This window comes from Fundidesulfovibrio putealis DSM 16056, from assembly GCF_000429325.1.
Classification (GTDB): domain Bacteria; phylum Desulfobacterota; class Desulfovibrionia; order Desulfovibrionales; family Desulfovibrionaceae; genus Fundidesulfovibrio; species Fundidesulfovibrio putealis.
In genome coordinates this window covers 399,198-425,086 of sequence record NZ_KE386885.1, presented here as the reverse complement: position 1 = coordinate 425,086, position 25,889 = coordinate 399,198, and the positions used below count along the sequence as shown (strand labels likewise).

The 25,889-nt window shown below is 61.5% G+C and carries 18 protein-coding genes; 10 read left to right on the top strand and 8 right to left on the bottom strand.

Annotated elements, in window-relative coordinates:
* Positions 1-10: 10 nt before the first annotated feature.
* The 5 genes from G453_RS25200 to G453_RS0118650 all read right to left on the bottom strand — a co-directional run bounded on the left by G453_RS25200 (position 11) and on the right by G453_RS0118650 (position 4,326).
* The gene (locus tag G453_RS25200; protein ID WP_043646373.1) at positions 11-415 is read right to left on the bottom strand and encodes a NifB/NifX family molybdenum-iron cluster-binding protein; all 405 of its coding nucleotides are present in this window, start codon (positions 413-415) and stop codon (positions 11-13) included.
* Positions 416-566: 151 nt separating this feature from the next.
* Positions 567-1,928: a nitrogenase molybdenum-iron protein subunit beta gene (nifK, locus tag G453_RS0118665; RefSeq protein WP_027192254.1), complete on the bottom strand. Its 1,362-nt coding sequence runs from the start codon at positions 1,926-1,928 to the stop codon at positions 567-569.
* Positions 1,929-1,930: 2 nt separating this feature from the next.
* Positions 1,931-3,550, bottom strand: a complete 1,620-nt coding sequence (locus G453_RS0118660) for a nitrogenase component I subunit alpha (protein WP_205620086.1) — start codon at positions 3,548-3,550, stop codon at positions 1,931-1,933.
* A gap of 34 nt (positions 3,551-3,584) precedes the next feature.
* Positions 3,585-3,959, bottom strand: a complete 375-nt coding sequence (locus G453_RS0118655; RefSeq protein ID WP_027192252.1) for a P-II family nitrogen regulator — start codon at positions 3,957-3,959, stop codon at positions 3,585-3,587.
* A 34-nt stretch (positions 3,960-3,993) separates the two neighbouring features.
* On the bottom strand, positions 3,994-4,326 hold the full coding sequence (locus G453_RS0118650; protein ID WP_027192251.1) for a P-II family nitrogen regulator: 333 nt from the start codon (positions 4,324-4,326) through the stop codon (positions 3,994-3,996).
* A gap of 990 nt (positions 4,327-5,316) precedes the next feature.
* Here G453_RS0118650 and nifH point away from each other — a divergent pair.
* Positions 5,317-6,141, top strand: a complete 825-nt coding sequence (gene nifH / locus G453_RS0118645; protein ID WP_027192250.1) for a nitrogenase iron protein — start codon at positions 5,317-5,319, stop codon at positions 6,139-6,141.
* A gap of 256 nt (positions 6,142-6,397) precedes the next feature.
* Positions 6,398-6,706, top strand: a complete 309-nt coding sequence (locus tag G453_RS0118640) for a (2Fe-2S) ferredoxin domain-containing protein (RefSeq protein WP_027192249.1) — start codon at positions 6,398-6,400, stop codon at positions 6,704-6,706.
* A gap of 251 nt (positions 6,707-6,957) precedes the next feature.
* Here the strand turns inward: G453_RS0118640 and nifV are convergent, their stop codons facing one another.
* Positions 6,958-8,112, bottom strand: coding sequence for a homocitrate synthase (nifV, locus tag G453_RS0118635; RefSeq protein ID WP_043646370.1), 1,155 nt, complete (start codon positions 8,110-8,112; stop codon positions 6,958-6,960).
* 129 nt (positions 8,113-8,241) lie between these two features.
* Here nifV and G453_RS0118630 point away from each other — a divergent pair, with 129 nt between their 5' ends.
* Positions 8,242-8,541 carry an immunity protein gene (locus tag G453_RS0118630; RefSeq protein ID WP_156921011.1) on the top strand — a complete coding sequence of 100 codons (300 nt, stop codon included), beginning with the start codon at positions 8,242-8,244 and terminating at the stop codon, positions 8,539-8,541.
* A gap of 178 nt (positions 8,542-8,719) precedes the next feature.
* Entirely contained in the window at positions 8,720-8,992 is a 273-nt protein-coding gene (locus tag G453_RS0118625; RefSeq protein ID WP_027192246.1) for a hypothetical protein, read from the top strand.
* Here G453_RS0118625 and G453_RS25195 read toward each other — a convergent pair.
* Positions 8,979-10,196: a tyrosine-type recombinase/integrase gene (locus tag G453_RS25195; protein WP_084502551.1), complete on the bottom strand. Its 1,218-nt coding sequence runs from the start codon at positions 10,194-10,196 to the stop codon at positions 8,979-8,981. The two genes, G453_RS0118625 and G453_RS25195, sit on opposite strands and share 14 nt — an antisense overlap.
* A gap of 278 nt (positions 10,197-10,474) precedes the next feature.
* On the bottom strand, positions 10,475-16,153 hold the full coding sequence (locus G453_RS25190; RefSeq protein WP_169725367.1) for a PAS domain-containing protein: 5,679 nt from the start codon (positions 16,151-16,153) through the stop codon (positions 10,475-10,477).
* A 539-nt stretch (positions 16,154-16,692) separates the two neighbouring features.
* On the opposite strand from G453_RS25190, the gene G453_RS0118605 reads away from it, so the two are divergent.
* From G453_RS0118605 to G453_RS0118580, 6 genes are all read left to right on the top strand, one after another.
* Positions 16,693-17,826: an HD domain-containing phosphohydrolase gene (locus G453_RS0118605; RefSeq protein WP_043646367.1), complete on the top strand. Its 1,134-nt coding sequence runs from the start codon at positions 16,693-16,695 to the stop codon at positions 17,824-17,826.
* A 189-nt stretch (positions 17,827-18,015) separates the two neighbouring features.
* Positions 18,016-20,130, top strand: coding sequence for a S8 family serine peptidase (locus G453_RS0118600; protein WP_027192244.1), 2,115 nt, complete (start codon positions 18,016-18,018; stop codon positions 20,128-20,130).
* Between the two features lie 181 nt (positions 20,131-20,311).
* Complete coding sequence (locus G453_RS0118595; RefSeq protein WP_084502549.1) at positions 20,312-22,846, top strand: ABC transporter transmembrane domain-containing protein; 2,535 nt, start codon at positions 20,312-20,314, stop codon at positions 22,844-22,846.
* Between the two features lie 15 nt (positions 22,847-22,861).
* Complete coding sequence (locus tag G453_RS0118590) at positions 22,862-24,217, top strand: HlyD family type I secretion periplasmic adaptor subunit (protein ID WP_027192242.1); 1,356 nt, start codon at positions 22,862-22,864, stop codon at positions 24,215-24,217.
* 28 nt (positions 24,218-24,245) lie between these two features.
* On the top strand, positions 24,246-24,566 hold the full coding sequence (locus G453_RS25185) for a hypothetical protein (protein WP_051272619.1): 321 nt from the start codon (positions 24,246-24,248) through the stop codon (positions 24,564-24,566).
* Between the two features lie 247 nt (positions 24,567-24,813).
* Positions 24,814-25,743, top strand: coding sequence for an HD-GYP domain-containing protein (locus G453_RS0118580; RefSeq protein ID WP_027192241.1), 930 nt, complete (start codon positions 24,814-24,816; stop codon positions 25,741-25,743).
* Positions 25,744-25,889: the final 146 nt, after the last annotated feature.

The following is a 25,889-nucleotide window of genomic DNA, read 5'->3' as shown; positions in this document are numbered from 1 at the left end:
GCCAAGACGCTCAGTTGCCCTGGTAGCCGAAGTCGTGCTTCAGGATCCGTTGCAGCCAGAGCGGCTGCTTGCCCCGCATGAGCGCCTGCAGCTTGGAGAGGGACGTGTCGATGGCTTCGGGCGCGTTCATCTCGATGGGGTACACATTGGCCGCGATGACCTTGTCCGCGATGGGGCCGCCGATGGCCGAGACGAAGATGACGTCCGCGCCCTGTATGGCGTCGATACGTTCGTCGATGCCAAAAGGCTTCCTGCCGCTGATCTTGGACTCCGGCGTGTCGTCCTTGGGTATGAACCTCGCCTCCTTGACGAACGTGCAGTCGGTCTCCGTGATATCGTAGAACATGAAATATTCCGCGATGGCGAAATGCCCGTTCAGCGTCACTTTATCTTCTGTGGCGACAATAACCCGCATGTCGAGCTCCTTTGTATGGCATGTGTTGAAAGCCGCGCCATGCGCCCTGGCCTTGCGGAGACGAGGTGGCCCAGGCGGATTTCCGCCAGGGCCTGTCCTCGGGCCGGTGCAGCCGGGAAGTGGACGGCTTGTCAGACGAGACGTCGTGCCGCTACATGATCAGTTCGATGTCCTCGTCCAGTGAGTCCCTCTCCTGGCGTTCCAGCAAGGCGTTGCCCATCATCTCCAGGAGGCGGGTGAGGCCTCGGTAGCCTACGATGGGCTGGTAGGAGTGCACCCCCCTGTCCATGATGGGAAAGCCAACGCGGACGAAGGGAATATCCTCGGCGCGGGCGATGTATTTCCCGTAGGTGTTGCCTATCAGCAGATCCACGGGTTCATTTTTGATCCACTGGTGCAGGGAGAACAGGTCCCCGGCCGCCTTGGCTTTGCCTTGCACCCCGTACTTCTGGAAAAGAGCGTCAATCCTCTTCTCAAACTTTGCGGTGGGCGTTCCGGTCAGGACAAAGGCGGGGATCATCCCCAGTTCGAGCAGGAAGTTGGTCAAGCCGATCATGATGTCCGGGTCGCCGAAGATGGCCACACGCTTGCCGAAGTAGTGTTGGTGCAGGTCGGCCATCATGTCGATGACCTGGCCCCGTTCCTCTTCCATCTCGGCGGGGATCTCCTTTCCCGTGAGCCTGGAGATGAGCATGAGCAGGTCGTCCATAACGTCAATGCTCATGGGCGTGTCCATGATGTTGGAGGGAACCTCGCACTTGTTCTCAAGCTCCTTGCAGGCCGCGCCCGAGGCGTAATCACCAAGGCCGATGGAGGCCAGGCAGTTCCCGGCGTCGATGATGTCGGGAATCCTCGTCCCTCCCTGGGGGAAGATGTGGTAGTTGCCGGTGAGGGGCGCGTCCATCACGCCGGAGGTGTCGGGCAGCATGGTGTAGTCCACGCCCATCGCCTTGAGGATCCGTTTGATTTCACGCATGTCGCCAGGGTTGACAAAGCCCGGCACGATCAGGAGTTTGTTGTTTGGGGTGCCGCTGTTCTCGCTGAGGTATTTGATGGTGGCAGCGGTCATGTTGGAAAAGCCCGTGATGTGGGAACCCACGTAGCTCGGGGTGTTGGCGTGGATGACCAGTTTCCCCTCGGGCTTTTCCGAGGACTTGATGATCGTCGGCAGGTCGTCGCCGATGGTTTCGGACAGACAGGTGGTGTGGATGGCTATCATGTCCGGGTCGTAGAGGTTGAACACGTTCTGGATGGCTGTCTTCAGGTTGGCCATGCCGCCGAACACGCATGCTCCTTCTGTGAAGGAACTGGTCGATGCCTCGGCGGGTTCCCGGAAATGGCGGTTCAGGTGCCCACGGAAGTACATCTGGCAGCCCTGAGAGCCGTGGCTGTGGGGCAGGCAGCGGTGAATGCCCAGGGCGGCGTAGGTGGCCCCCAGCGGCTGACAGGTTTTGGCCGGGTTGATGACGAGCGCTTCGCGCTCCTTGATTTCTTTAGGCGTATGGTCGAGCATGACTAACGTACCTCCTCCACGAAGCTTTTGGGTGCGGGCTCGGCCTTCCATTTCGGCTTGACCATGCTCCAGACGGGCGCGGTGAGGCCCATGGCCACATCCCGCGCGAAGATCACCGCTCCTTTGAAACCGGCGAAGGGGCCGCTGTAGTCATAGGAGTGGATTTGCTTGGAGAGCGTGCCCATCTTGTGGATGACGTACTTCTCCTTGATTCCCGAACCGAACAGGTCCGGCTTGAGCACCTTCATGAACGACTCGATCTCGTAATGGTTGATGTCGTCCACCACCACGCTGCCGTCCTTCATGATCTTGATCATGCCCTTGAAGTCGTTGAGTTCCATTTTCTTTTCGAGTTCTTCATACTTCTCCTGGGAAAGAAGGACCCGGTACCTCTTCTCATCGCGCTTCGCGGTCAGGCTTTCGATGTTCTTGTTGTCCGCGTTTTCCTTGATGGTGGGGATGACCTCGCGGCCCTCGTAGTCGTCGCGGTGGGCGAATTCGAAGCCAGCCAGCACTGTCTCCATGCCGATCTCCTCGAAGAGCCCCTGGAAGAAGTTGGCCCGGGAGCCGCCTACGAAGAGCGCCACGGTTTTGCCCTGGCAGACCTTCTTGTACTTTTCGATCTCAGGCTCGATGGCTTCCAGTTCCTTGTAGATGAACTCTTCGGTGCGGGCGATAAGGTCCGGGTCTCCGAAGTACAGGGCCACGTCCCGTAGGGACTGGATGGTGCTGCGCACGCCTAGGAAGTTCACCTTTACCCAGTCCGTGCCGTAGGTGTCCCGCAGCAGCTCCGCGTTGTAGTTGGTGGAGCGGTGGCACTGCACCAGGTTGAGGTCAGCCAGGTGCGCGTTGCGCAGACGCTCAACGGAACCGTCACCGGACATCATGGCCAGAATGTTGTAGCCCAGGGCATTCAGAATCCTTTCAATCTCCCATCCGTCGCCGCCGATGTTGTACTCGCCCAGGATGTTGATGGAGTACTGCTTCTTGACGGAAGGGTCAGTGCCGGTGCCGATGATGTTCTTGTAGAGGCCGTTGTTTGCGATGTGGTGTCCGGCTGACTGGCTCACGCCTTTGTAGCCCTCACAGCTGTAGGAAATCGTCTGGACGCCGTAGGTTTCCTCGGACCAGCGCGCGACGGCGTTGATGTCGTCCCCGATCAGGCCCACGGGGCACGTGGAGCAGATCATGATGCTCTTGGGCTTGAAGATGTCCACGACCTCGGTGATGGCCTGCTTCAGCTTCTTCTCGCCGCCGAAGACCACGTCCGTCTCCTGCATGTCCGTGGAAAAGCAGTAAGGCAGGAAGTTGAACTCGTCGCCTTCGTTCTTGCGCGCCTTGTTGCGGCGGGTGAGCCAACTGTAATAACCGCAGCCGATGGGGCCATGGGTGAGAGCGATGGTGTCCTTGAGGGGGCCTACGACGACGCCCTTGCATCCTGCGTAGCAACAGCCGCGTTCCGTGATGATGCCTGGTATGGTCCGGCAGTCCGCCTCGATAACCTGCGGGGCCTCGGCAGAGTCCACCACAAGGACATGGCCTTTTCTGTTCTTGAACGTCTTGCCTTTGTACTGTTCCAGTATCTTGGCGACCTCTGACTTCATATGCGCGATGTCAAACATGATGTTTTACTCCGTCGGTACGGTTAAATTCTCATCAATCCAATGTCAGAGGCCCTTCTTCACCGGTTCTGACGCGGATGGAATTCATAACCGGCAGGACGAAGACCTTCCCGTCTCCAGGGTTGCCGGTCTGGTTGGCGGCAATGATCGCCTGCACAGTCTTCTCCACAAGTTCGTCGGGCACGACCACGGACACGAACCGCTTGGCGATGAGGCGGTGCCCCGCGCCCAACTGCTGAATGGCTTCGTCGTAGCCCATCTCCGCCCCTTTCAGGGTCTTGAGGTCCACGAGCCCGACTCCGCGACCGAGGCAGTCCTTGGCCATGAAGGAGGATATTCCCGCATCCTCCAAGGCCTTCTTGGTCTTGCTCATCATGTTAATACGCACCACGGCCATGACTTCCTTCATGTGCTTTCTCTCCATCCTTGGGTTGGGGGGGGGCTCAGCCTTCCCTCTTGCCGGAGCTGATGGTGTAGATCTCGTCGACGCCCGACACGAATATCTTGCCGTCGCCATACGCCCCTGCCGTGCTCGTGCGAGCGACGTCCATGATGGTCTTGACCACGATGTCTTTGTCCTCGGATGGAACGACGAGAAGCAACTGGTCCTTCGGCAGTTCGTCATAGACGATCTCGCCCATCTTGATGCCCCGCTGCTTGCCGCGGCCGAACACGGCCATCTTTGTTGCGGCGGGGAAACCAGCATCCATCAGTGCGGCAAGAACATCAGTGGCTTTCTCGGGTCGGATGATGGCCCTGATCATTACGTAATTCATGTTCCCTCTCCTTCTGGCTCAAGTTTTGTTGTCTTGATTGTGTTGGAGTTACACGTTAATATTATATCACATGTCTGTTATGTAATCATGCGGGATACAAGCCAACATCACTATGTTACGAGATGCTTGCCCCCCTGAAATTCCTCTGTATTAAAACGCATGCATCCCCAACATTGACGAAATAAACGCACCATACGATGTACTTTGCTATTTATTCTGCTTGTTTTGCAATTTTGCAATGTACATGTGCGAAGAGTGTGCCAGATGCGTGGAGAGTTGCCGCGAGGCGACGGATGGAACGTGCCCAGAGACACTTACGGCAGGTGGCGCGGGGAAGGTTGGCGGTGCGACTTCATAATTCCGCCCTCATGGACACAGAAGCAATCGCCCGAAATGATTTACTTTAACTATGACGAACATATTCATGTTTTTCAAAATTGCGAGCCAGGCGCAGGAGGGACTGTCCCCGCACAGATTGACACCTGCGCGAAGGCTTCGTGGGGCACCTACTCTGGCGTCAGGTGTTCGTGGTGGAACACTCGGGGAGGGATAGATGGATGAAGAGCGCTCGAAGCGCACGAGATTCTCGCCGCCGTCAGCAATTTTTCATTATTGGCAATATATCATTATATCAATATTTTATATTGGTGTCGGCAAGCGGACAGGTAAAGGGTGTTCCCATGAGGCCTGGCGAATGTTCCATCGTGAACATCTTTGCAATATGCTTGAATTATCTATTTAATTTCACAGAAACCGGGCAGCATGTGCCAAGCAGACTTCCCTGCAGGCGCGCAAAGACAGGGCTTCGCCCGGGATGGCTCTGTAACCATGCAAAGCACACATCGATGTCCCTGAGCGCTGTGTAGCGTGCCATCTGAAAATTAAATCCAATCATACTGGCGAATTGGTCACTCAACCTCTTGCCTGAGGGCGATTGGCACAACTTTTGCCATTTTTGACAATAGCAACAATTTCAAGGAGGCATTCCCAATGCGCAAGATCGCTATTTACGGTAAAGGCGGCATCGGCAAGTCCACCACCACCCAGAACACCGTAGCCGGCTTGGCCACCCTGGGCCACAAGGTCATGGTCGTGGGTTGCGACCCCAAGGCCGACTCCACCCGCCTGCTTCTGGGCGGCCTTCAACAGAAGACCGTTCTGGATACTCTGCGTGAGGAAGGAGAGGATGTAGAGCTGGAGGACATCCTCAAACCCGGTTTCAAGGGCACCATGTGCACCGAGTCCGGCGGCCCCGAGCCTGGCGTCGGGTGCGCCGGTCGCGGCATCATCACCTCCATCAACCTGCTTGAGCAACTGGGCGCTTACAAAGAAGACAAGAACCTGGACTACGTCTTCTACGACGTTCTGGGCGACGTTGTCTGCGGCGGCTTCGCCATGCCCATCCGAGAAGGCAAGGCCCAGGAGATTTACATCGTCGTCTCCGGCGAGATGATGGCCATGTACGCCGCCAACAACATCTGCAAGGGCATTGTGAAGTTTGCCGAAGCCGGAGGCGTGCGCCTGGGCGGGCTCATTTGCAACTCCCGCAAGGTCGACCGTGAAGAGGATCTGATCAACGCTCTGGCGGAACGCCTCGGCACCAAGATGATCCACTTCGTCCCCCGCGAGAACCAGGTGCAGCGCGCCGAGCTCAACCGCAAGACGGTCATCGACTTCTCTCCCGAACACCCTCAGGCCAACGAATACCTGACCCTGGCCACCAAGGTTCAGGACAACCAGAATTACGTCATCCCCAACCCGCTGGAAATCGAAGAGCTGGAAGCCTTACTTGTGAAGTACGGCATCGCAAACTAGCGCCGTCTCCTTGGAAGCATGACGCAGACCGTGTGCAATCACTTGAAGTCGCCTAGCCGTGCGGGATGCCTTCATCCAATCGTTTCCTGCGGGGCACTCCGTTCATCCTTCATGGCTCGGGACTGGCTTGCGTCCTGCCGGATAACGCGCACATCCTGGTACTGCACGATCCCTGTGAGTCGAAAATGCCCGTTTGACCGTCGATATGAAGCAGTAATCAAGAACACTCGAGAACAGAGAACAAGGAGAAGCGTAAATGGCCACCCCCCAGAGGCAGATCATCGTCTGCCAGAGTTTTCGCACCACCGGCGGAGGCGGACAAAAGGGCGTCTGTCAGAAGCAGACCGAAGGGTTCCTTCAATATATTGAAGAAGAAGTGATCGATCGCGGGCTCGACTGCCTCGTGACCGGGACCACCTGCCTGAAACAGTGCGAGAGTGGACCTATTCTGGTGGTCCAGCCCGAGAACTGGTGGTTCAAAGGCGTCAACAGCACGGACATAATCGACGCCATTCTCGATGGCATTGAGGGCGGGACCCCGCCCGAAGAATACATGATCAGTTAACGTACTTTTGTTATTCGTGGATGGCCTCCGGCCTTCGAGCGCAACATGCATTGAATATAGATGTGCCATTTTGAACATAGCAGCCTCGCCCGGAAGAGCTCCCCCCCCTCCGGGCGAGGCTTGGCATGAAGGAAACTGGGTCTACGCCGATGAAACACATGTGGACGCACGAGTGGCTGTGTTCCCGACTCCCGCGCATCGCCTGTCCGTCACTGATGTGGGCAGTGTTCTTCTTGTCGCTGCTATTTGAATCACGACGCAGGCCGTAACGCGTCAGCCGCCTGAACAAGCAGTGCCATAAGCTCTTCGTGCCCAGGAGTGCGTTTGGTCCTGGCCGAATGCTCTCGAAGAAGAGGCAGGATGGCCCGCGCCTGTTCTTCTACAAGATCGACCCCCATACGGCTGTAGGCGAAGCGCACGGCGGCTGTTCCAGAGTGCTTCCCCAATACCAGCGTATGAGCCCGTCCCAGTTCCTCCGGGTTGATGCTCTGGTAGTTTGCGGGATCACGCAGGATTCCGCTGACGTGAATGCCGGATTCGTGCGTGAACACCGCCTCGCCGACGACGGATTTGTTCGCCGCTACGGCGCGCCCCGACGCTTGAGCCACCAGCTGGGACACCTCGGGCAGGCTGCGCGCACGCACTCCAGTGTCCACTCCGTGAAGGAGTCTCAGGGCCATGACCACTTCCTCCAGGGGGGCGTTTCCCGCGCGCTCGCCCAACCCGTTTACAGTTGTGTTGGCGTGGGAAGCTCCACCTTGGATGGCAGCAAGGGTATTGGCGGTTGCGAGCCCGAGGTCGTTATGGGCGTGGATTTCGAGCTCCAACGAAGTGAGCCTCCTGAGCCGTTCAAAGATTCTGCGCGTGACGAAGGGTTCCAGCAAGCCGATTGTGTCGGCAAAGCGGAAACGGCCAGCTCCAGCCCTTTCTGCGGCTTCCAATGCCTGGGCGAGGAATTCCGGGTCAGCTCGTGAACTGTCCTCCCCGCCCATGTTCACCTCAAATCCCAAATCCAGCGCCCGCGCAGTCATGGATGAGATGAGATCGAGCACACGGAGCCTATCCAGGCCCAGCTTGCCTTTGATCTGCTGGTCGGACAGCGACACGGATAAGTTAATCCGGTTCACTCCGCAGTTTCTGGCAGCCGATAGATCGTCTTTGCGCATGCGGCACCATACCACCAGTTGGGAGGGCAGGCCGAGCGCACTGATGGCGCGGATCTCTTCCTGCTCGCGTTCACCCATGGCGGGGATGCCGACTTCAAGCTCCGGCACGCCCGCCTTGGCCAGCGCGGTGGCGATGGCCAAGCGCTCTTCCAGAGTGAACGCGACTCCAGCCGTCTGCTCTCCGTCGCGCAGCGTGGTGTCGTGAATGATGGTTTGAGGCAGGAGGGGTGGGATGGACATATGGGCTCTCCTTGAAAGCCACGAAGAGCAATGCGTATGCCAACTCCTTATGTTATGGTCTGAAAGGACAAACTGTATGCCTGGATTTTGCACTTGACTGTAGACAAGAAATTCTTTCCGATAGGGTCCATGGATGATTTTCCTTCACTCATAGAGCGCTGCCTTGTCGCGCTTATCGACGAGCGGGCAGACGCCCGTGGATGGGGCAAAGGCGAGTTCGCCCAAAAGGTCTGGCCCCAGGACAATCCAAAATCCGCCGCTACCAAATGGGCCGCCATACGCAGTCGATCTGCCAACACCGGGAAACCCCAGGGAGTGCTTCTCTCGGATGCCCAGCGCATGGCCGAAGCCTTGGGCGAGGACTTGGCCTATCTGCTTGCCGTTGCGAAGGAAAAGGCAAGAGACGCCGACATCCCAATTCAGGCATGATACACACTTAAGACGCAGTTCTCAGACGTCTTCCTCCCCAAACACATCCCAGCAATCGGAAACTATTTCGTCTTGCGCTGTACAAGAAATTCTTGCAAATGAACCTCGACTTCCCTGGGCCGAGGCGTTCGTTACCCTCGCGTCCGGGGACGCCCAACGCCACAATCATGAGGTCTCCATGCGCAAGCCGAGAAAGCTGACAGCCGAGGAAGAGGAATTCATCAGCACGCTCGTTTCGAGCCTTCCGCCGGTCATTGCCCGAAAGGAAGTCAACCGCTACCTGGGGGGCATGGTGGCCTCACAGACGCTTTCCAATGCGGACTGCGCCGGAATGGGGCCGGAGGTGGCCTACCGCGTGGGCCGGACGATCGCCTACAGGACCGAATCGTTAGTGAGGTGGGTCGTTGACCGTTTCGGTGTCGTCAAGGTCGCTGGCCTTAAAAGCCTGTAGCCCCGTTGTCCGGACGCAGGTTATGCACGGCAGCCCTGGTGGCGTCAGGTATGAGATGAGCGTAGCGCATGGTCATAGTGATGGTCTTGTGCCGCATCAAGGTCTTGATGCGGTAGATGTCCGTCCCGGCCATGGCCAGCCAGGAAGCGAACGTGTGGCGCAAAGTGTGAAACACAACCTTGTGCCTGGCGTCGGTCACGTGCTCATTGAAGCCCAGAGAGACAACAAGTTCGGAAAAGCGGTGCGTGAGGGAACTGCGCTCCCGCCCTCCCTTCGGTGGAGCCAGGACAAGGCGGGACTGGCCACGGATCGAGAAACGCTCCATGAGGACGGTTTCCAGGTCGGCGTTGATGAAGACCTTGCCTCCGGGTTTTCTGTCGGCCTCTTCCCGGATGGTGATGATGCCGTGCTTAAGATCGACGTCCACCCACTCAAGGCGCAGTATTTCACCAAGGCGCATGCCCGTGTTGAGGGCCATGACTATGGCCGCATGGAGGTCCGGCTGGGCTGCCCCCTTGGCTCCCTCGACAAGCCGGTCGGCCTCTTCGTAGCTGAGAAACCGCTCCCGACCGTTCTTCGGCTTTGGAAGGGCAACTCCTTCCATGGGGCTTCGGCCCGTAAACAGAGGAGTCCCCTCGACAACAGTGACGCGGGCCATGTTGAAGATTCGGCGAAGAATGGCCATATAGTGCAGTGCGGTGGCCTCAGATGCCCCGGTCTCACGCAGGAAGTCCAGGAAGGCGCGGATGTCGTTCTTGTTGATTGCGCAGAGCGGGAGCGCTCCCAGCTTGGCGTGAATGTGCTTGTCGATCCGGCCCTTGTCGTCCATCCAGGTGCGCTTGCAGAGCTTAATTTCCGGCAGGAAGTGCTCCACGATGAACGTGGAAAGCGTCATGCGTTGCAAATCGCTCCGCCTCGCCTCAATCTCCTGGTTCGCGCGGTGAGCTTCAGCTTCGGCCCGGAGTTCGCCGAGACTCTGCGCCCCCGCCCCCGTCTTTACGCCCTCTTTGATCTTGGCGAGAATCTTGTGAGCCTTTTCGGCATTCCAGCCGTCCGAGGCCCAGCCGAGCCCTTCCTCGCAATCCTTGTAGTTGATGTAATAGCGGATGCTGAAATACCGGTCGGGCTTGCCGTTGTGCTTGCGGGAGGGGTGTTCCCGGTAGCGTACGCCAGGGTACGGAGTGCGATTCCATCGTGCTGCCATGGTCCCGGAATAGTCCCGGATGAAAAGTCCGTCAAGGTAATCCCTGGTATCACGGCTGCATTTCAATCTATTGTTATTATTGAACTAGGCATTCTGAGGTATGACGGCAAAGGTAGCATTAAAGGACTGAAAATCCCCGTGTCGGCGGTTCAATTCCGTCCCTCGGCACCACGAAAGACAAAGGCCCGCGATGACAATCGCGGGCCTTTTTCGTTGTCCTGCCGATTCTGCCCCTTCTCTCTCCGAAGACGTCGGGGACGCCAAGCCGCCTGCACAGGCTACTGCTCTGCTTGAACAGTCATCACGCGTTCGATGACTTCCTGCAAGACACTCCTGTCGACCGGCTTGGCGATGTAGTCGTTCATTCCCGCGCCCAGGAATTTTTCCCTGTCTCCGGTCATGGCGTACGCGGTCATGGCTATGATTGGGAGACGGGATTTCCTGCCGAGTGCCGCCGATTCCCGGATGGCCCTGGTGGCCTCCACGCCGTCCATGACAGGCATTTGGATGTCCATGAGGATCAGGTCGATATCCTGTTCGGAGAGAACCTGCAGGGCCTCCATGCCGTGCGTGGCTGTTGAGACCTTATAGCCAAGCTTTTCGAGCATCCGTTTTCCGGTGACCATGCTTACCCTGTCATCCTCGGCCAGAAGGACGTGCAGGGTCTTTCCGGTCCGGCTGCAGCTGGGGCATACAGGAGAATCACTTTCAGCCCGGTCGACAAGCAGGGTGTACGGCAGCGAGAAGAATACGGTCGTGCCGAGCCCCTCAGCGCTTTCTATGCAGAGTTCGCCGTCCATGACCTTCATCAGCCTTCGAACGATGGACAGACCCAGCCCTGCGCCTTGAAAGCGTCGGGTATAGGCGCCCTCGGCCTGGGCGAACGGTTCGAAGATGTCCTTGAGCACCTCGTCGGGAATGCCGATGCCGGAGTCGCTCACCATGAAGAGTAACCTGGGCCTGGCTCTCCCGCTGGTCTGCAATCCGCATATCTCCACGTGCACGGTGCCTGAATCCGTGAATTTGATCGCATTGCCGACCAGGTTGAACAGTATCTGCCGCAGACGGACCTCGTCGCCCGCAAGTATCGGCGGCACGCTCTCGTCGATGACGCAATCCAGGTGCAGGTTTTTGTTCTTCGCGGAGGGGGAGAACAGCTCCAGAACCGAGTCCCTCAGGTTGCTGAACTCGAACTCCCTTTCCTGGACGACCAGCTTGCCCGCCTCGATCCTGGAGAGATCCAGAATGTCTGAGAGCAGCCGGGTCAGGCGGTTTGAGGACTGGACGGCCGCGTGCAGATACTCCTTCTGCTCCCCGTCCAGCGCGGTCGTCTCCATGAGCTGGAGCATCCCCAGCACCCCGTTGAGGGGCGTGCGGATCTCATGGCTCATGTTGGCCAGGAACTCCGACTTTGCCTGGTTGGCCCGCTGCGCCTTGTCGCGGGCCGTGATCAGCTCGGTGACCTCGTGCCCGATGACGAGCATCCGGGACACCGTCCCCCGGTCGTCGAGCAGGGGGATGAATTCCGCGTTCCACCAGGTGGTCTTGTTCCCGATGGGCACCTTGTATTCCTTCATGGGCACATTGCTGCCCGTGGCGTACACTTGGTCGAACATGCGGGAGAGATCATCCGCCACCGACGGGAACGCCTCCCTCACGGTGCGTCCGACGATGGGCCGGGACTGGTCCTCGGGGGTTGCTTCCAGCGCGGCGTTGGCCAGGATGTACCGGTGTTCCGGGCCTTCCACCACCCCGATCACCAGGGGGGCGTTGTCGATGAGGCTTTTCAGGAACTCGCTCTGCGTCCGGTATTCCCGGGCGCTTTGCGCAAGCGCCTGCACGGCCGTTTTCCGCTCGGTGATGTCCTGGCTGAAAACGACGATGCCTCCCACGGCTCCAGACCCCGTATGCCACGGGCGAATTTCCCACTGGAGCCATTGCGTCTGCCCGTCTTCCCGCACGAAGGGGTCTTCATCGGCGCTGGCCACCTCCCCCGCGAGGCAGCGGCGGTGTATCTCTTTCCACCGCTCCGGAATCTCGGGGAAGACGTCGTAGTGGCAGCGCCCGAGCACCTGCTGGCCGCTCAGGTGGTAGTCTTCGAGCCAGCGGTTGCTGACCACCAGATAGCGCATGTTCCTGTCGAACATGGCGATGGCCGCCGGGGCGCGATCGGCGAACAGCCGTAATTGCAGCTCGCTCGTGCGCAGCGCGTCTTCCAGTTGCTTGCGCTCGGTGATGTCGATCACGATGCCCAGATAGCGATCCACACTCCCGTCGGGGGAGCGCTGCGCTCTGCCCCGGGATGTGAGCCAGCGTTCCTGCCCCTCCGGGAGGTTCACCTGCCATTCGATGCTGATTTCTCCGCCGGAAGCCAGTGCGGTCTGCACAGCCTCCTCGACGGCCGCGCGGTCTGCGGGGCGGATGGCTTGACGCCATGACTCGTAGCTGGCCGGATGCAGGGCGGGATCGAGGCCGTACAGCTCCCAGATTTTATCGGACCAGGAGTTCTCATTGGTGGCCGGGTTCCACTCCCAGCTGCCTGCGTTGGCCGCATCCATGGCCAGACGCAGTCGGCTGTTGGCGTCCTGCTCCGCCCGTTCGGCGCGTTTGCGCTCGCTTATGTCCATGACGTGGGCGATGCGGCTCACAGGACGCCCGTCCTGGTCCCTTATCAGGGTGAGTTCCAGAAGGACCGGGAAGGTGCTGCCGTCCTTGCGCTGGTGCACCGCCTCGACAAGGCCGTGTCCGGCGGCGTCGATATCACCGAGCCGCTCCAACAGACGCGGCCGCCACTCCGGCGGGAAGACGACTGTCACCGGCTGGCCGACGAGTTCGTCCGGATTGTATCCGCGCTCGCGGGCAAAGCAGGGATTCACAGCGGTGAACGTGTTCTCCGGCGACTTGGAGATGGCCAGGCCGAACTCCGCGTGCTCAAACACGTGCTGCCACCGCAACGCCTCCTCCTGGGTGCGCTTTTTTTCGGTGATGTCCAGAAACACCCCCACCGCGCCCGTCTGCCTCCCTTTGCCGTCCATCAACGGCACGGCGTTGCCCAGGATGGTCCGGACCTGCCCGTCGGGGAACAGCAGGTCGATCTCCTCCTCCGTCACCGTCTCGCCCCGGGCGGCCCGTTGGAGCGGCAGGGCATCCAGGGGCAGCTCCCTGCCGTCCTTGGTCGGTATGTAGGGCGGGGAGCCGTCAGGAGAAGATTTGGACACATTGTCGCCGGACTCCATCCGCAAGATATTGTAGCTGGCCGGGTTGCCCTGGATGACCCTGGCCTCGGGGTCCCGGGTGATCCAGATGGCGGCGGAAGTCTGCGCCATGATCGTCTCGAGCTCGGCGGCCCGACGCTCCGTCTCTTCGCGGGCCAGAAGCAATTCCTGCGTGCGCTGGGCGACCTGCGACTCGAGCTCCTCGTTGCTGCGTACGAGCACCTGCTCGGCGGCCTTGAGCTTGGTGATGTCGGCATAGGTGAGCACCACGCCGTCAACCAAGGTCTTATCGGTCCGATAGGGGCGCACACGCTTCAGAAAGCAGCGCCCGTCAGCACCCTGAACTTCCCGCTCCACCACGTCCTGCCCCAGCATGACGAGGCGCATGTCATCCAGGAGGTTGTCATCACGAACCTTGGCCTTGATGCCTGCAATGGGGCGGCCCTGGTCTTCCACGGCCAGGTGGAAAATATCCAGGGCGGCGGGCGTTGAACGCATCACCCGCAGTTCCCGGTCCAAAAAGACCGCGGCCACGTTGGTGTTGAGCAGGAGGTTCTCCACGAAGCTGTGCGCCTTGGAGAGCTCGTCGACCTTGAGGGAGAGCTCTTCGTTCAGGGCCTGGAGCTCCTCCCTGGAGGCGTCCATCTCCTCGTTGGCCGACTGGAGCTCCTCGTTCATGCTGAGGAGTTCCTCGTTGGAGGCGCGCAGTTCCTCGTTGAGGGATTCGTCCTTTTCGATCACGTCCCGCAGCTGGTCGTAGGCCGACTGGAGCTCCGACTCGTAGCGCTGGATCACGCCGCTCTCGGACAGTCCGGCCAGTGAAGGGACAGTGTTTGAACTGGGTGGGGCATGCCCGTCTTCGAAAACCACCAGGAGGGAGGCGACCTGCCCCGTGTCCGTCAGGACAGGGTCCACCGCAAGGGCGAGTGAGCTTGATGGCGAAGCCTGATGCTGAAGGCCGTGAACCGAGGTCGGCTTGCCGGTCGTCAGGGCTGCCCGCAGAGCCGAGCGGAGGTGGTAGCGCAGCTCCTGGTCCACCAGCTTGAGGATGTTCAGGCTGGGAGCGCCGCCTGGCATCTTCAGATATGGGTTTGTTTCCCCGCTGAAGTGCAACACCTGGAAGTCGCGGTCGACCAGCACCGCCGGGCGGGCGTACCGCCGCCTCAGGGCTTCTCCCAGCACCGCCGCCGGGCTGGTGTCCGGCTTGGGGGAATCCGGACGCATGGCCCCTTCATGCTGGGGAGTATGCCGGGAGGACAGCGAAGCGAGCATGCCGCGCCGCTCCGGGGTTCCCATGCTCCTGAATATCTTCCAGCGTTTGTCCACGACCTCCAGACGCTTGGCGTGCGGCGAGGTGGATTCCGCCGGCCCCAGAAAAAGGAATCCACCCGGATTGAGCGCTTCGTGCAGCAGCGCGACGGCCCGCTCCTGAAGCTCCGGGGTGAGGTAAATCAGCATGTTGCGGCAGACCACCAGGTCCATGTGCAGGAAGGGGGGATCCTGCAACAGGTTGTGGTGCACCATGACGATGCGTTCCCGCAGGGAAGGGATCACCGTGTAACGGTGGCGTTCGGGTTTGAAGTAGCGCTCGATCCGCTCTGCGGAGAGGTTCTTGCTCCCTTTCAGCGAGTAGGAGCCTTTCCGGGCTGTTTCCACAGCGGTCTGGTCGATGTCCGTGGCGAATATCTTGAGTCCGCAATGGAGCCCTTCGGACTCCCTGTAGTCGTTCATCAGCATGGCCAGGGAATAGGCCTCCTCGCCGGTGGAACAGCCGACCACCCAGACCCGGACGCTCTCTGACGGGCTCCTGCCCTGGAACAGGGACGGCAGCACCTGCGTCCGCAAAACCTCGAAGGCCTCCGGGTCGCGGAAGAACTCGGTCACGCCGATGAGCAGACTCTTGAACAGCTGGGCATGCTCCCTGGGGTTGGTCTCGAGTTCGTTCAGATAATCCTGAGGGGTATCAAAGCCCGCCAGGATCATGCGCTTCTGAAGCCTGCGGGCGAGGGTGCTTCGGCGGTAGCCCGAGAGGTCGTAGCCGGTATGCTCGCGCAGGATGTCCAACACCTTCGTGATGAAAGGCCAATGCCGCGCCTCCAAAGGACAGGAGGAAGAGAGCAGGCGGACCAGCTGCGGGCCGAGCTCGGCAACCGGCAGGACGGCGGACGCCACCCCCGCCTGGATCACGCTGGAAGGCATGCTGGCGTACAGCGCGTCCGAAGGGTCCTGAACCAGCACGAGGCCCCCGGCCTTGGCCAGGCTCAAGGTTCCGGCCGTGCCGTCGGATCCGGCTCCCGAAAGGATGACGCACACACCGTTCGGGCCTTGGTCTGCGGCAAGCATGGTCAAAAATCTGTCGATATTGTGATGAGGGACCGTCGTTTCCGGCTCCAGGAGCTTAAGCTTCCCCCGCTCGATGCCCATATGAAGCCCGTGCGGGGCGATGTACACAGCGCCAGGAGCGAGAGGCATGGCGTCCATGGCTGTAATCACCGGCATGCGGCAGAAGGAAGTCAGCACTTCATGCAGGCGGCTGGGCTTGTCGCGCGACACGTGCGTAAGGACGACGAGCGCGGCGTTCAGGTCTGGCGGCAGGGCTTGCAGGAGAACCTTCAAGGCCTCGATGCCCCCGGCCGATGCCCCGACAGCCACCACGGGACATGTAGTCAGGCTGGCGGATTTCTTGGACCGACGGGTCTTGATCTCAGATATGCCACTGTTGTCGTCGTGATCGCCTGCCATGCCCATGACCTCATATTTGCCGGAACAAAGGCGTCTTTCGGGATATCAAGGCTCGATTTGCCGCAGCATGCTGTCCACATGAAACATGTATTGAAATATGTCGAAGCTGATCAATTCGTCCATTCAGGATACCATTTTGTAGCGGCCTTGTGCAATCGAATCTGCCTAACCCTTGCTCTGGCACCGCCTCGAGAGTTGGAGCCGCTACAGAGGCTTGTTCTCAAGAAAGACCTCCTGGGCCTGAAGGGAACACGGGCGAAAGCCGGAATACCCGGCCGGGAATTGTGGCGGGCCTTTGGATGATCGTTCGCCACCTCTCGAGGCACAATCGCGCACGCCGCCGTTCACCATCCGCGCGACGAGCAGGCGTCCGCGACGCCGTATGAATGCGCCGGGGCCTGGATCTATCGCAGCGCTGGCAGAACACGGCCAGATCTGACATGATGCCGTGAAATGATGCACGTGTGATCATCAACAGGCCTGACCATGCAGCGGTCCCCGGCAGTAAGCCGTTGTCAGCAGGCCGAATGGGAACATCCATGGCCAACAGAATCCTTTTTGTCGACGACGAGCAGAAAATCCTGGATTCGTTCATGCTGAACCTCAAGCGGCGCTACGACATCCACCTGGCGCTCGGCCCCGGGGAGGCGCTCGCCAAGATCGCTTCGGACGGCCCGTTTCAAGTGGTGGTTTCCGACTACAAAATGCCCGGCATGAACGGCGTGGAGCTGCTTTCGAAGGTGATGGCCGTCTCGCCCAAAACCGTCCGCATCATGCTGACCGGCCACGCGGACATGGATGTCTCGATTGCGGCGGTCAACTCCGGGCAGGTGTTCCGGTTCCTGACCAAGCCCTGCTCCATGGAGTTGCTCACGAGCGCGATTGACGCGGCACTCGAACAGAACCGCCTGCTCAACCTGGAAAAGGATCTCCTGCGCAACACCTTGCTTGGCAGCATCAACGTCATCGTCGAGATTCTCTCGCTCGTGAATCCGCTGGCCTTTGGCAGGTCTGACCGCATCCGCCGCCTGGTGATGGAGCTGACCAAGTCGCTCAAACTGCCCAACTCAAGCAAGTACGAGCTTGCCGCGCTCCTGTCGCAGATCGGCTGCGTGACCGTGCCGGAGGAAATCCTGGTGAAGCGCTATTCAGGGCAAGGATTGAGCCCGGAGGAGCAGCACGCCTTCGACCGGGGCATCAGGACGACGTCCGCGCTCATCAAGAAGATCCCCAGGCTTGAGGAGGTGGGGGACATCATCCTGTGCCAGCTGGATTCGCCCTCCCTGGAGGTAGAGGGGACGCTTGGCGCAAGACTCCTGCTGCTGGCGCTGGACTACGACGACCTGACCCTGGCCGGGAAAAGCGGGGAGGACGCCCTGCGCGAGCTTCAGAAGAGACCCCAGCGTTACGGCGCGCCGCTTCTGGCCGCCCTTGAGAAACTCCTTGCCGGGGAAGACTGCCACCGGATCATGGACCTGCGGCTCGCAGGGTTGGAGCCGGGCATGATCCTGGCCAGGGATGTGCGGGCCATGGACGGCACACTCATGCTTTCCCGGGGGCTTGTGATAACTTCTTTCATCCTGGACCGTCTGCTTTCGCTGTCGGACACATTGCCAATACACGAACCCATCCACGTGATCTCGCCGGATTCGAAGGGGTGCGTACACCCCTGAGAAACAATGGACTTCACTTCCGGGAAAAGCACACGCCGGGCGTGATGCAGCCGAAAACCCTTTCGGCAACGCCCGCCGGGGCGGACACTGGTTTCGGCGTGCCTATTTATTGTTTTCGTTACGCCATTTTCCGTTGCCATATTCATTCAGGTTTGGCACCGTTCGGATGTTCCCGTCAGGAGGTTGCGTATGGCAGTACTGGTCAACGATCCGCTTTTCCCCCAACAGTGGCACCTGTTCAACACCGGCCAGTCCGGCGGCACGCCCGGCATCGACCTGAATATCGGGAATCTCTGGGCTGACTACTCCGGCAAAGGCGTGGTGGTCGCCGTCGTTGACCAGGGCCTGGAGTACGACCATCCGGATCTGGCCGCCAACATCAACACCGCCATCAGCTTCTCGTCGTTCTCGACCCAGGCCGACGGGCAGCCCGTGACCACCGCCGACAATCATGGCATGCCCGTGGGCGGGCTCATCGCGGAAATCGGCAACAACGGACTGGGTGGGATTGGCATTGCCTCGGGAGCCACGCTCGCTTCGGCGTACATTGACCTGCGCTCGGGGCAGGACCCCGCCGCCAGGGACGCGGGCGACTTCCTCGACGTCCTGAAGATGACCGTGGGAAACTATGACGTGGTCAACAACAGCTGGGGCCTGGGGGGAACCTTCAACGCCGCCAACAACCCCTCCAACACCGAAACCGCACAGGCCCTGCAAAACGCCGTGACCCTGGGCCGCAACGGCAAGGGGTCGGTTGTCGTCTTCGCGGCGGGCAACGACCGCACCATGGGCGCAGACAGCAACTCCGACTTCCTGACCAGCTCGCCCTACACCATTTCCGTGGCCGCCATCGACCACAACGGCAAGGTCAGCGCCTACAGCACGCCCGGAGCGGCCAACCTCGTGAGCGCTCCGACCAATTCGTATTTCCTCTACACCGAGACCATCCAGTCCGACCCGGACGAGGACGGGAACGTCGAACTCTCCACGGTGGTGCGCCAGCAGTGGTACGGCGGGATCGTGGCCGCCGACCGCCTGGGGGTGGAGGGGTACAACACGGCTCCCTCGCCCGCCGGAGATTACGCCTTCGACTTCGGCGGCACCTCCGCAGCCGCCCCGGAGGTTTCAGGCGTCATCGCGCTCATGCTGGAAGCCAATCCCAACCTGGGCTACCGCGATGTCCAGGACATCCTGGCCCTGACCGCCCGCAACACGGACAACACCGCCTCCTGGACCATCAACGGCGCGGACAACTGGAACGGCGGCGGCATGCACGTGAACCGGGACGTGGGCTACGGCCTGGTGGACGCCCACGCCGCCGTCAGGCTGTCCGAAACCTGGACCAGCCAGAGCACGGCGCCCAACGTGCTCACGGTCGCAGGCTCGGCGACCCTGAACGCGGCCATTCCCGAGGGCGGGCTTGGCTTAAGCTCCACCATCACCATCGCCAACGCCGTGCAGGTGGAGCGCGCCGAGGTCATCCTGGACGCAAACCACTCGTTGGCCAGGGACCTGGTGATCTCCCTGACCTCCCCCTCGGGGACCAGGAGCGTGCTGCTGACCACTCCGACATCCACCGAACCCGGAACGCAGGCGCTTAACGAACCGTTCCCCAGCCAGCCCTACTCCATGACCTCGACCCAGTATCTGGGCGAGAGCGGGACCGGAAACTGGACCCTCAGCGTGCAGGACGTCAGCGGCAACGGCCAGTCCGGAACAGTCAACGACTGGCAGCTCGTGCTGTGGGGCAGGGACTCCTCCTCCACGCTGCCGTATGTCTTCACCAACGAATTCGGGTATTACGCCGGGCTGGATTCCTCGCGCACGGTGCTCACGGACACTTCCGGCAAGACGGTCATCAACGCCTCGCCCGTCACCTCCGATGCGGTCATCAACCTCAACGCGGGCACGACCAGCACCGTCGCGGGCGCAAGCTTCACCATAACGCCGCAGACCACGGTGACCGCCCTCTATACAGGCGACGGCAACGACCTGCTCCTGGGCAGCGGCACGGACAACCTGCTCTCCAGCGGACGAGGCAACGACATCCTCTATGCAGGCTTCGGGAACAACACCCTGGACGGCGGCTCGGGATTCAACGTCGCGGTCATTCCCACCGACCTCATGGACAACACCTTTGTCCAGACCGCGACAAGCCGCCTCGTTGTGTCGTCGCTTGGGACCAACTCGCTCGACAACATCAGCATGCTGATGTTCAGGGACACTGCGATTGCCACGTCGTCCCTGCTGTTTCGCGACGCGGCCTCATCCAGCACAGCGGGGATCTTCGGCGTTTCCGCCTAGTGTGGCGTCCTCAAAACGGGGGCCTCCTGTTTTGAAGGCGAAAACCTTGACTTATTACTTTTACCCCTGAAATCCATATCCATGTTTTTCAGGGGCGCGACACAAGCCGACAGGGCATGAGGCCGCCGGGCCTGCCCTCGTCGTCGCTTGCCTGCGTTGACGATTGACGCAACAGGACAGCATGATTACCGCGCTGACATGCCTCAAGGCCGTGGCCGACTCGTACGGGATCAGTTTCGACATCCCCTCGGTGGCCGAACGCTATGGCCTGGGCGAGGCCGAACCGGCCCCAGAGGTCCTGGCCGCCATCGCCGCCGAGCATGGCTTCGAGGTGTCCGAAACGACCCTGGGATGGGTCGGCCTGGCCGATTTCAAGGCCTTTCCCGCCCTTGCGCTCCTGGAAAACGGCAACTGCGTGGTGCTCACGGGTTTTCTTCCGGGGGTTGAGGGCGGCCGCGCCCTGATTGCCGACCCCCTCTCGCGCGTGCCCGGTCCGTTCGAACTGGACCGCCAGTCCCTGGAAAAAAGCTGGGGCGGAACGGCCCTGGTCCTTACCCCGCGCATCACCCACGTCAACGTGCGCTGCCTCGTCCTGGTGGCACGCCACCACGGCCTGGAGCTCTCCCTTGAGGGGCTGATCCACCAGTACGCGCTGGAGGAGTCCGAGGCGGACATGGACCTCCTGGTCCGCATGGCCGACGAACACGGGTTCAAGGCCGAACGCAGGCGCCTGGACCACGACAGCCTGTCCGGCCTGGGCGAAGCCTTCCCGCTGCTGGCCCGCCTCCCGGAAGGGCGCACGGTCATCATCGCCGGGGTGGACGACGAACGCGGAACCGTCCAGGTGGTCGATCCGCGCACGCAACCCCTGCGGCGCGAGGAGTGGCCACGCGAACGCCTTATCTCCGGGTGGGACGGCGAGGCGATTCTCCTCAAGCGCGTCTACCGCCTCGCCGACGAGACCCAGCCCTTCGGCCTGCGCTGGTTCGCGCCCGAGGTGCTGCGCCAGGGCAAGACCTTCCTGGACGTGGCCGTGGCCGCGCTGATGCTCCTGGTGCTCGGTTTGGCCATGCCCATCTACTTCCAGGTGGTCATCGACAAGGTGCTGGTCCACGGGAGCCTCTCCACCCTCCAGGTGCTGAGCCTGGGCATGCTGCTGGTGCTGGCTTTCGAGGCGGGATTCAACTTCCTGCGCGGCTACATGATGCTCCACGCCACCTCCAAAATCGACGTCCGCATCGCCACGCGAACGTTCTCCAAGCTCCTCAGCCTGCCCATGCTCTTCTTCGGGGGCAGCCGGGCGGGCGTGCTCATCCAGCACATGCAGCAGGTGGACAAGATCCGCGAATTCCTCACCGGCAAGCTCTTCTTCACCCTGCTGGACGCCGCCGCCCTGGTCATTTTCGTGCCGGTGCTCTTTTTCTACAGCCCGCTGCTGGCCTCGCTGGTGCTGGGCTTCTCCGCCGCGCTGGCGGTGTTCATGGCGGTGCTCATCCCCGTGTTCAAGCGCAGGCTGCAAAAGCTCTACAAGTCCGAGGGGGACCGCCAGTCGTTCCTCGTGGAGGCCATCCGGGGCATGGAGACCGTCAAATCCCTGTCCCTGGAGCCGTCGCAGCGCAAGAAGTGGGACGACAAGGCCGCCATGGCCGTGGGCATGCGCTTCGGAGTGGGCACGATATCCGTGGGGGCCTCGGTGGGCACCGGGCTTCTGGAGAAGCTCATGGCCCTCTGCATCCCCTGGGTCGGCGTGTTCCTGGTGTTCGACCACCAGATGACCGTGGGGGCGCTCATCGCCTTCCAGATGCTGGCGGGCCGGGTAAGCTCCCCACTGGTGCAGATCGTTTCGCTGCTGCACGAGTACCAGGAGAAGGCGCTCTCCGTGCGCATGCTCGCCACCATCATGAACGAACCTTCTGAGCCCAGGCCGTCCCACGGGGGGATGCGTCCCGCCGTGCAGGGCGAGGTCACCTTCGCGAGCGTCAGCTTCCGCTATTCCCCCGGCGCGCCCCCGGCCCTGGACGGGGTGAGCGTCCGCTTCCCTGCCGGAGCGATGGTCGGGGTCGTGGGCCGCAGCGGCTCCGGCAAGAGCACGCTGGGCAGGCTCGTCCAGGGGCTCTACACCGCCGGATCTGGCATCGTGGCCATCGACGGACACGATGTGCGCGAGTTCGACCTGGCGCACCTGCGCCGCCATATCGGCGTGGTGCTCCAGGAGAACTTCCTGTTCAGCGGGACCGTGCGGGAGAACATTGCCATCGCCAGGCCCTCCGCCACCCTGAGCGAGATCGCCTGGGCCGCGCGGCTGGCAGGAGCCGAAGAGTTCATCGCGCGTCTGCCCCAGGGCTTCGACACCCTGCTGGAGGAAAACGGCTCCAACCTCTCGGGCGGCCAGAAGCAACGCCTGGCCATTGCCCGCGCGCTGATCAACCACCCCAAGGTGCTCATCTTCGACGAAGCCACCAGCGCCCTGGACGCGGAGAGCGAAGAGATCATCCAGAACAACCTGAGCCGCATCGCCCAGGGCCGCACCACCATCATGATAAGCCACAGGCTGTCCATGCTCGCAGGCGCGGACCTCATCGTGGTCATGGACCAGGGACGCATCGTGGACGCCGCGCCCCACGCCGACCTGCTGGCGCGCTGCGCAATCTACCGGGACCTCTGGCGCAGCCAGAACCGCCACATCCTCGGCACCGCGTCCGCGACCGGCTCCTGAGCGCAGGACACAGCCATGCTGCCCCAGATCAACAAGCACTCCGGCCCGCCCGCCAAGCCGCCCCTGCGAGAGTTCCACGGATTCCAGCCGGACGCCGTGGAGGCCGAGCTGACGCCCGTTCCCGTGTGCGCCAGATGGTCGCTCTATCTTCTGGCCCTGTTCGTGGCGGCCGCGCTCCTGTGGGCCTCGCTCGCCAAGGTGGACCGCGTGGTGGTCGCGCCTGGCAAGATCACCTCCAGGCAGGAAAAGCTCGTGGTCCAGCCCCTGGAACCTTCGGTAATCAAGGAAATTCACGTCAGCCTCGGGCAGCGCGTCGAGGCGGGGCAGGTCCTGGTGACCCTGGACCCCACCTTCGCCGAGGCGGGGCTCGAGGAGCAGGCCAAGCGCCACCAGAGTCTCCAGGCTGCGGTGTGGCGGCTGGAGCGCGAGACCTCCGGCCTCAATCCGCCGCCCCCGGACGTCCCACAGGAAGAGATCGCCGCGCAGCAGGCCCTCCTGGACAGGCGCAGTGAGGAACGCGCCTCCAGGCTCTCCGTGCTGGACCAGTCCGTCAGGGAGCTTCAGGCCAGACTGAACACCAACGCCTCGGCCATGGCTCAGGCCCGCAAGCAGATCCGCCTTGCCCAGGACATGGAGAACATGTTCCGGGAAGTCTTCGAGAAAGGAGCCAGCTCCCGGCTGGAGTTCATGCGTGCCCAGAGCGCCCGCATCGAGGCCGAATCCCAGCTGCTGCAACTGGGCAACGAGGCGCTGGAGGTCCAGCAGTCGCTGGGCAAGGCCGTGGCGGAGCGGGAAGGCTACGTGAACGCCTGGCGCGGGGCGGCCATGAAGGAGCTGGTGGAAACCCGGCGCGAGCTGGACCAGACCGGGGAGCGGACCCGCAGGGCGGCCCGCATCAAGGAACTGGTGACGCTGAGGGCTCCCGCCCCCGGCATCGTGCTCGATCTGGCGCGCAAGTCCGTGGGGTCCGTGGCCGACAAAACCGAGCCCCTGGTCACCCTGGTGCCCCTGGACTCCACCCTGGAGGCCGAGGCCGAGGTGGCGGCGGCGGACATCGGCTTCATCCGCGAGAACGACCCCGTGCGCATCAAGCTGGACGCGTTCCCGTTCCAGCGCCACGGGCTTGTCCACGGGAGCGTGCGCAGCATAAGCCCTGACGCGTTCGAGAAGAACACCGCCGAGGGCGCACGGCTGCTGTACCGCATCCGGGTGACCGCAGACTCAACTGAGCTTCGGGCCGTGCCCAAGGACTTCCGGGTATTGCCTGGCATGGGCCTGTCCGCCGAGATCAAGGTCGGCGACCGGCGGGTGATCACGTACCTGCTCTACCCCATCATCCGGTCGCTGGACGAAACCATGCGGGAGCCCTGAGCCCGCAGACCCGCGAGGAGGACGAGACATGCATGATGAAATCTACGTGGACGGAGTGCTGGGTGCTGTTTTCAAGCGTGGGATGCTCCGCATAGACCTCTTCACCCTCGCCCCGGAAACCAGGGCGGGAGCGCCTGCCGAGCCTTCCGAAAAGGAAACGAAGCAGTTTCTGCAGCGGCTGGTCATGACTCCCCAGGGCTTTGCCGAGGCGTACGGCGTGTTCACCCAGATCATGCTCAAACTCAGCCAGTCCGGCGTGGTATCAGCCGGGGCCGCGCCGCAAGAAGCTGCGGAGCAGGAGACGCCCGGCCCCGCACAGAAGCAGGAACCCCTGAGCCCGAATTTCTGATGACGTCGGGCTCTCCCTTCGAAGCCATTTGACCACGGCCCCAAGGTATGAGAGACCCGCGCCCTTGACTCCGGGCGGACCCGCCCCCCATAGGTGGCGGAGGGCATGCGGCCCCGCGCCGCCCCGATGGTGCTCTCATGGCTTCCGCCCCTGCGCTGGCTCGCCATGTGCACTTCCCTTACATTCGTATCGCGAAGGGGCTTTCATGTTACGGCTGAATTCCGGCAGTTTCATTTCAATTCCAACAATGCTGGTATCTTACGATTGCGGCATCAAGTTCGACGTCTATATCCGCAAGGGCGGAAACTTCTTCCTCTTCGCCCGCCACGGCGAGCTGACCGACGCCCACAAGCACCGCCTGACCGAACACAACGTGGATACCCTGTACATCCACTCAGACGACCTGCCCAGCTACGACGCCTACATCGAACAGAACTTCTCCAACCTGCTGCAAGACGACGCCATCCCCATCGACGACCGCTCCGAGCTCCTCTACAGCTACTCCCTGGGCCTGGGCAAAGGACTCTTGCAGAACGAAGGCATGGTGCAGCCCAGAGCGGAGCACCGCGACAAGCTGCTGGCGCTGGCGGACAGCACCTTCGAGTTCATCGCGCGGCGCAAGGGCGCGTCCAAGAGCATCGCCGGGCTGCTCTCGCACAACTATAAAACGTACAGCCACTGCATCAACGTCTCCATCTACGTGATGCTGGCCATGGTGAAGCTCGGCTTCGACAAGCGCGCCTCCAGGGCAGTGGGCGTTGGGGCGGCGCTGCACGACATCGGCAAATCCCGCGTCCCGGCGGCCATCCTGGACAAGCCCGGACGGCTCACCCTGGAAGAGCGCGACATCATAAACCAGCACCCCATCGACGGCTACGAGATCTGCCGCGACATGGACCTGGACGACGCCAGCATCGACTGCATCCTGCAACACCACGAGAAGCTGGACGGCTCCGGCTATCCGGGGCAGGCCGTGCGCGTGCCCCGGCACGTGCGCATCGTGACCGTGGCCGACATCTACGACGCGCTGACCTCCACCCGCCCCTACAGCAGGGCCTACAACGCCTTCGAAGCCTTCAAGATCATCACCAAGGACGCCGAAGCGGGCCGCCTGGACAAGGAGGTCTGCAAGGAGTTCATGCTGATCCTCACGGAAGGACAGATCGTCGCAGGGTAGCGCCTCCGGCGTAGCGCGCCGAAAAGATACGAACATTTTTTTCTCAAACAAAACACATCATTACCAAACTTACGAACGGTATGAACATCCGCCAGGGCGCGTGTTCGAAACAAGCATGCGGCTTCCAGGCCAAGCCCGGAAGCCGC

Excerpts from the sequence above, each read along its gene's own strand:
- G453_RS0118640 (WP_027192249.1), top strand. The coding sequence starts at position 6,398 with ATGGCCACCCCCCAGAGGCAGATCATCGTCTGCCAGAGTTTTCGCACC.
- G453_RS0118595 (WP_084502549.1), top strand. The coding sequence starts at position 20,312 with ATGATTACCGCGCTGACATGCCTCAAGGCCGTGGCCGACTCGTACGGG.
- G453_RS0118660 (WP_205620086.1), bottom strand. The coding sequence starts at position 3,550 with ATGTTTGACATCGCGCATATGAAGTCAGAGGTCGCCAAGATACTGGAA.
- G453_RS0118600 (WP_027192244.1), top strand. The coding sequence starts at position 18,016 with ATGGCAGTACTGGTCAACGATCCGCTTTTCCCCCAACAGTGGCACCTG.
- nifV (WP_043646370.1), bottom strand. The coding sequence starts at position 8,112 with ATGTCCATCCCACCCCTCCTGCCTCAAACCATCATTCACGACACCACG.
- nifK (WP_027192254.1), bottom strand. The coding sequence starts at position 1,928 with ATGCTCGACCATACGCCTAAAGAAATCAAGGAGCGCGAAGCGCTCGTC.
- G453_RS25200 (WP_043646373.1), bottom strand. The coding sequence starts at position 415 with ATGCGGGTTATTGTCGCCACAGAAGATAAAGTGACGCTGAACGGGCAT.
- G453_RS0118590 (WP_027192242.1), top strand. The coding sequence starts at position 22,862 with ATGCTGCCCCAGATCAACAAGCACTCCGGCCCGCCCGCCAAGCCGCCC.
- G453_RS25185 (WP_051272619.1), top strand. The coding sequence starts at position 24,246 with ATGCATGATGAAATCTACGTGGACGGAGTGCTGGGTGCTGTTTTCAAG.
- G453_RS0118580 (WP_027192241.1), top strand. The coding sequence starts at position 24,814 with ATGCTGGTATCTTACGATTGCGGCATCAAGTTCGACGTCTATATCCGC.
- G453_RS0118650 (WP_027192251.1), bottom strand. The coding sequence starts at position 4,326 with ATGAATTACGTAATGATCAGGGCCATCATCCGACCCGAGAAAGCCACT.
- G453_RS0118625 (WP_027192246.1), top strand. The coding sequence starts at position 8,720 with ATGCGCAAGCCGAGAAAGCTGACAGCCGAGGAAGAGGAATTCATCAGC.
- G453_RS0118655 (WP_027192252.1), bottom strand. The coding sequence starts at position 3,959 with ATGAAGGAAGTCATGGCCGTGGTGCGTATTAACATGATGAGCAAGACC.
- G453_RS0118605 (WP_043646367.1), top strand. The coding sequence starts at position 16,693 with ATGGCCAACAGAATCCTTTTTGTCGACGACGAGCAGAAAATCCTGGAT.
- G453_RS0118630 (WP_156921011.1), top strand. The coding sequence starts at position 8,242 with ATGGATGATTTTCCTTCACTCATAGAGCGCTGCCTTGTCGCGCTTATC.
- G453_RS25195 (WP_084502551.1), bottom strand. The coding sequence starts at position 10,196 with ATGGCAGCACGATGGAATCGCACTCCGTACCCTGGCGTACGCTACCGG.
- G453_RS25190 (WP_169725367.1), bottom strand. The coding sequence starts at position 16,153 with ATGGCAGGCGATCACGACGACAACAGTGGCATATCTGAGATCAAGACC.
- nifH (WP_027192250.1), top strand. The coding sequence starts at position 5,317 with ATGCGCAAGATCGCTATTTACGGTAAAGGCGGCATCGGCAAGTCCACC.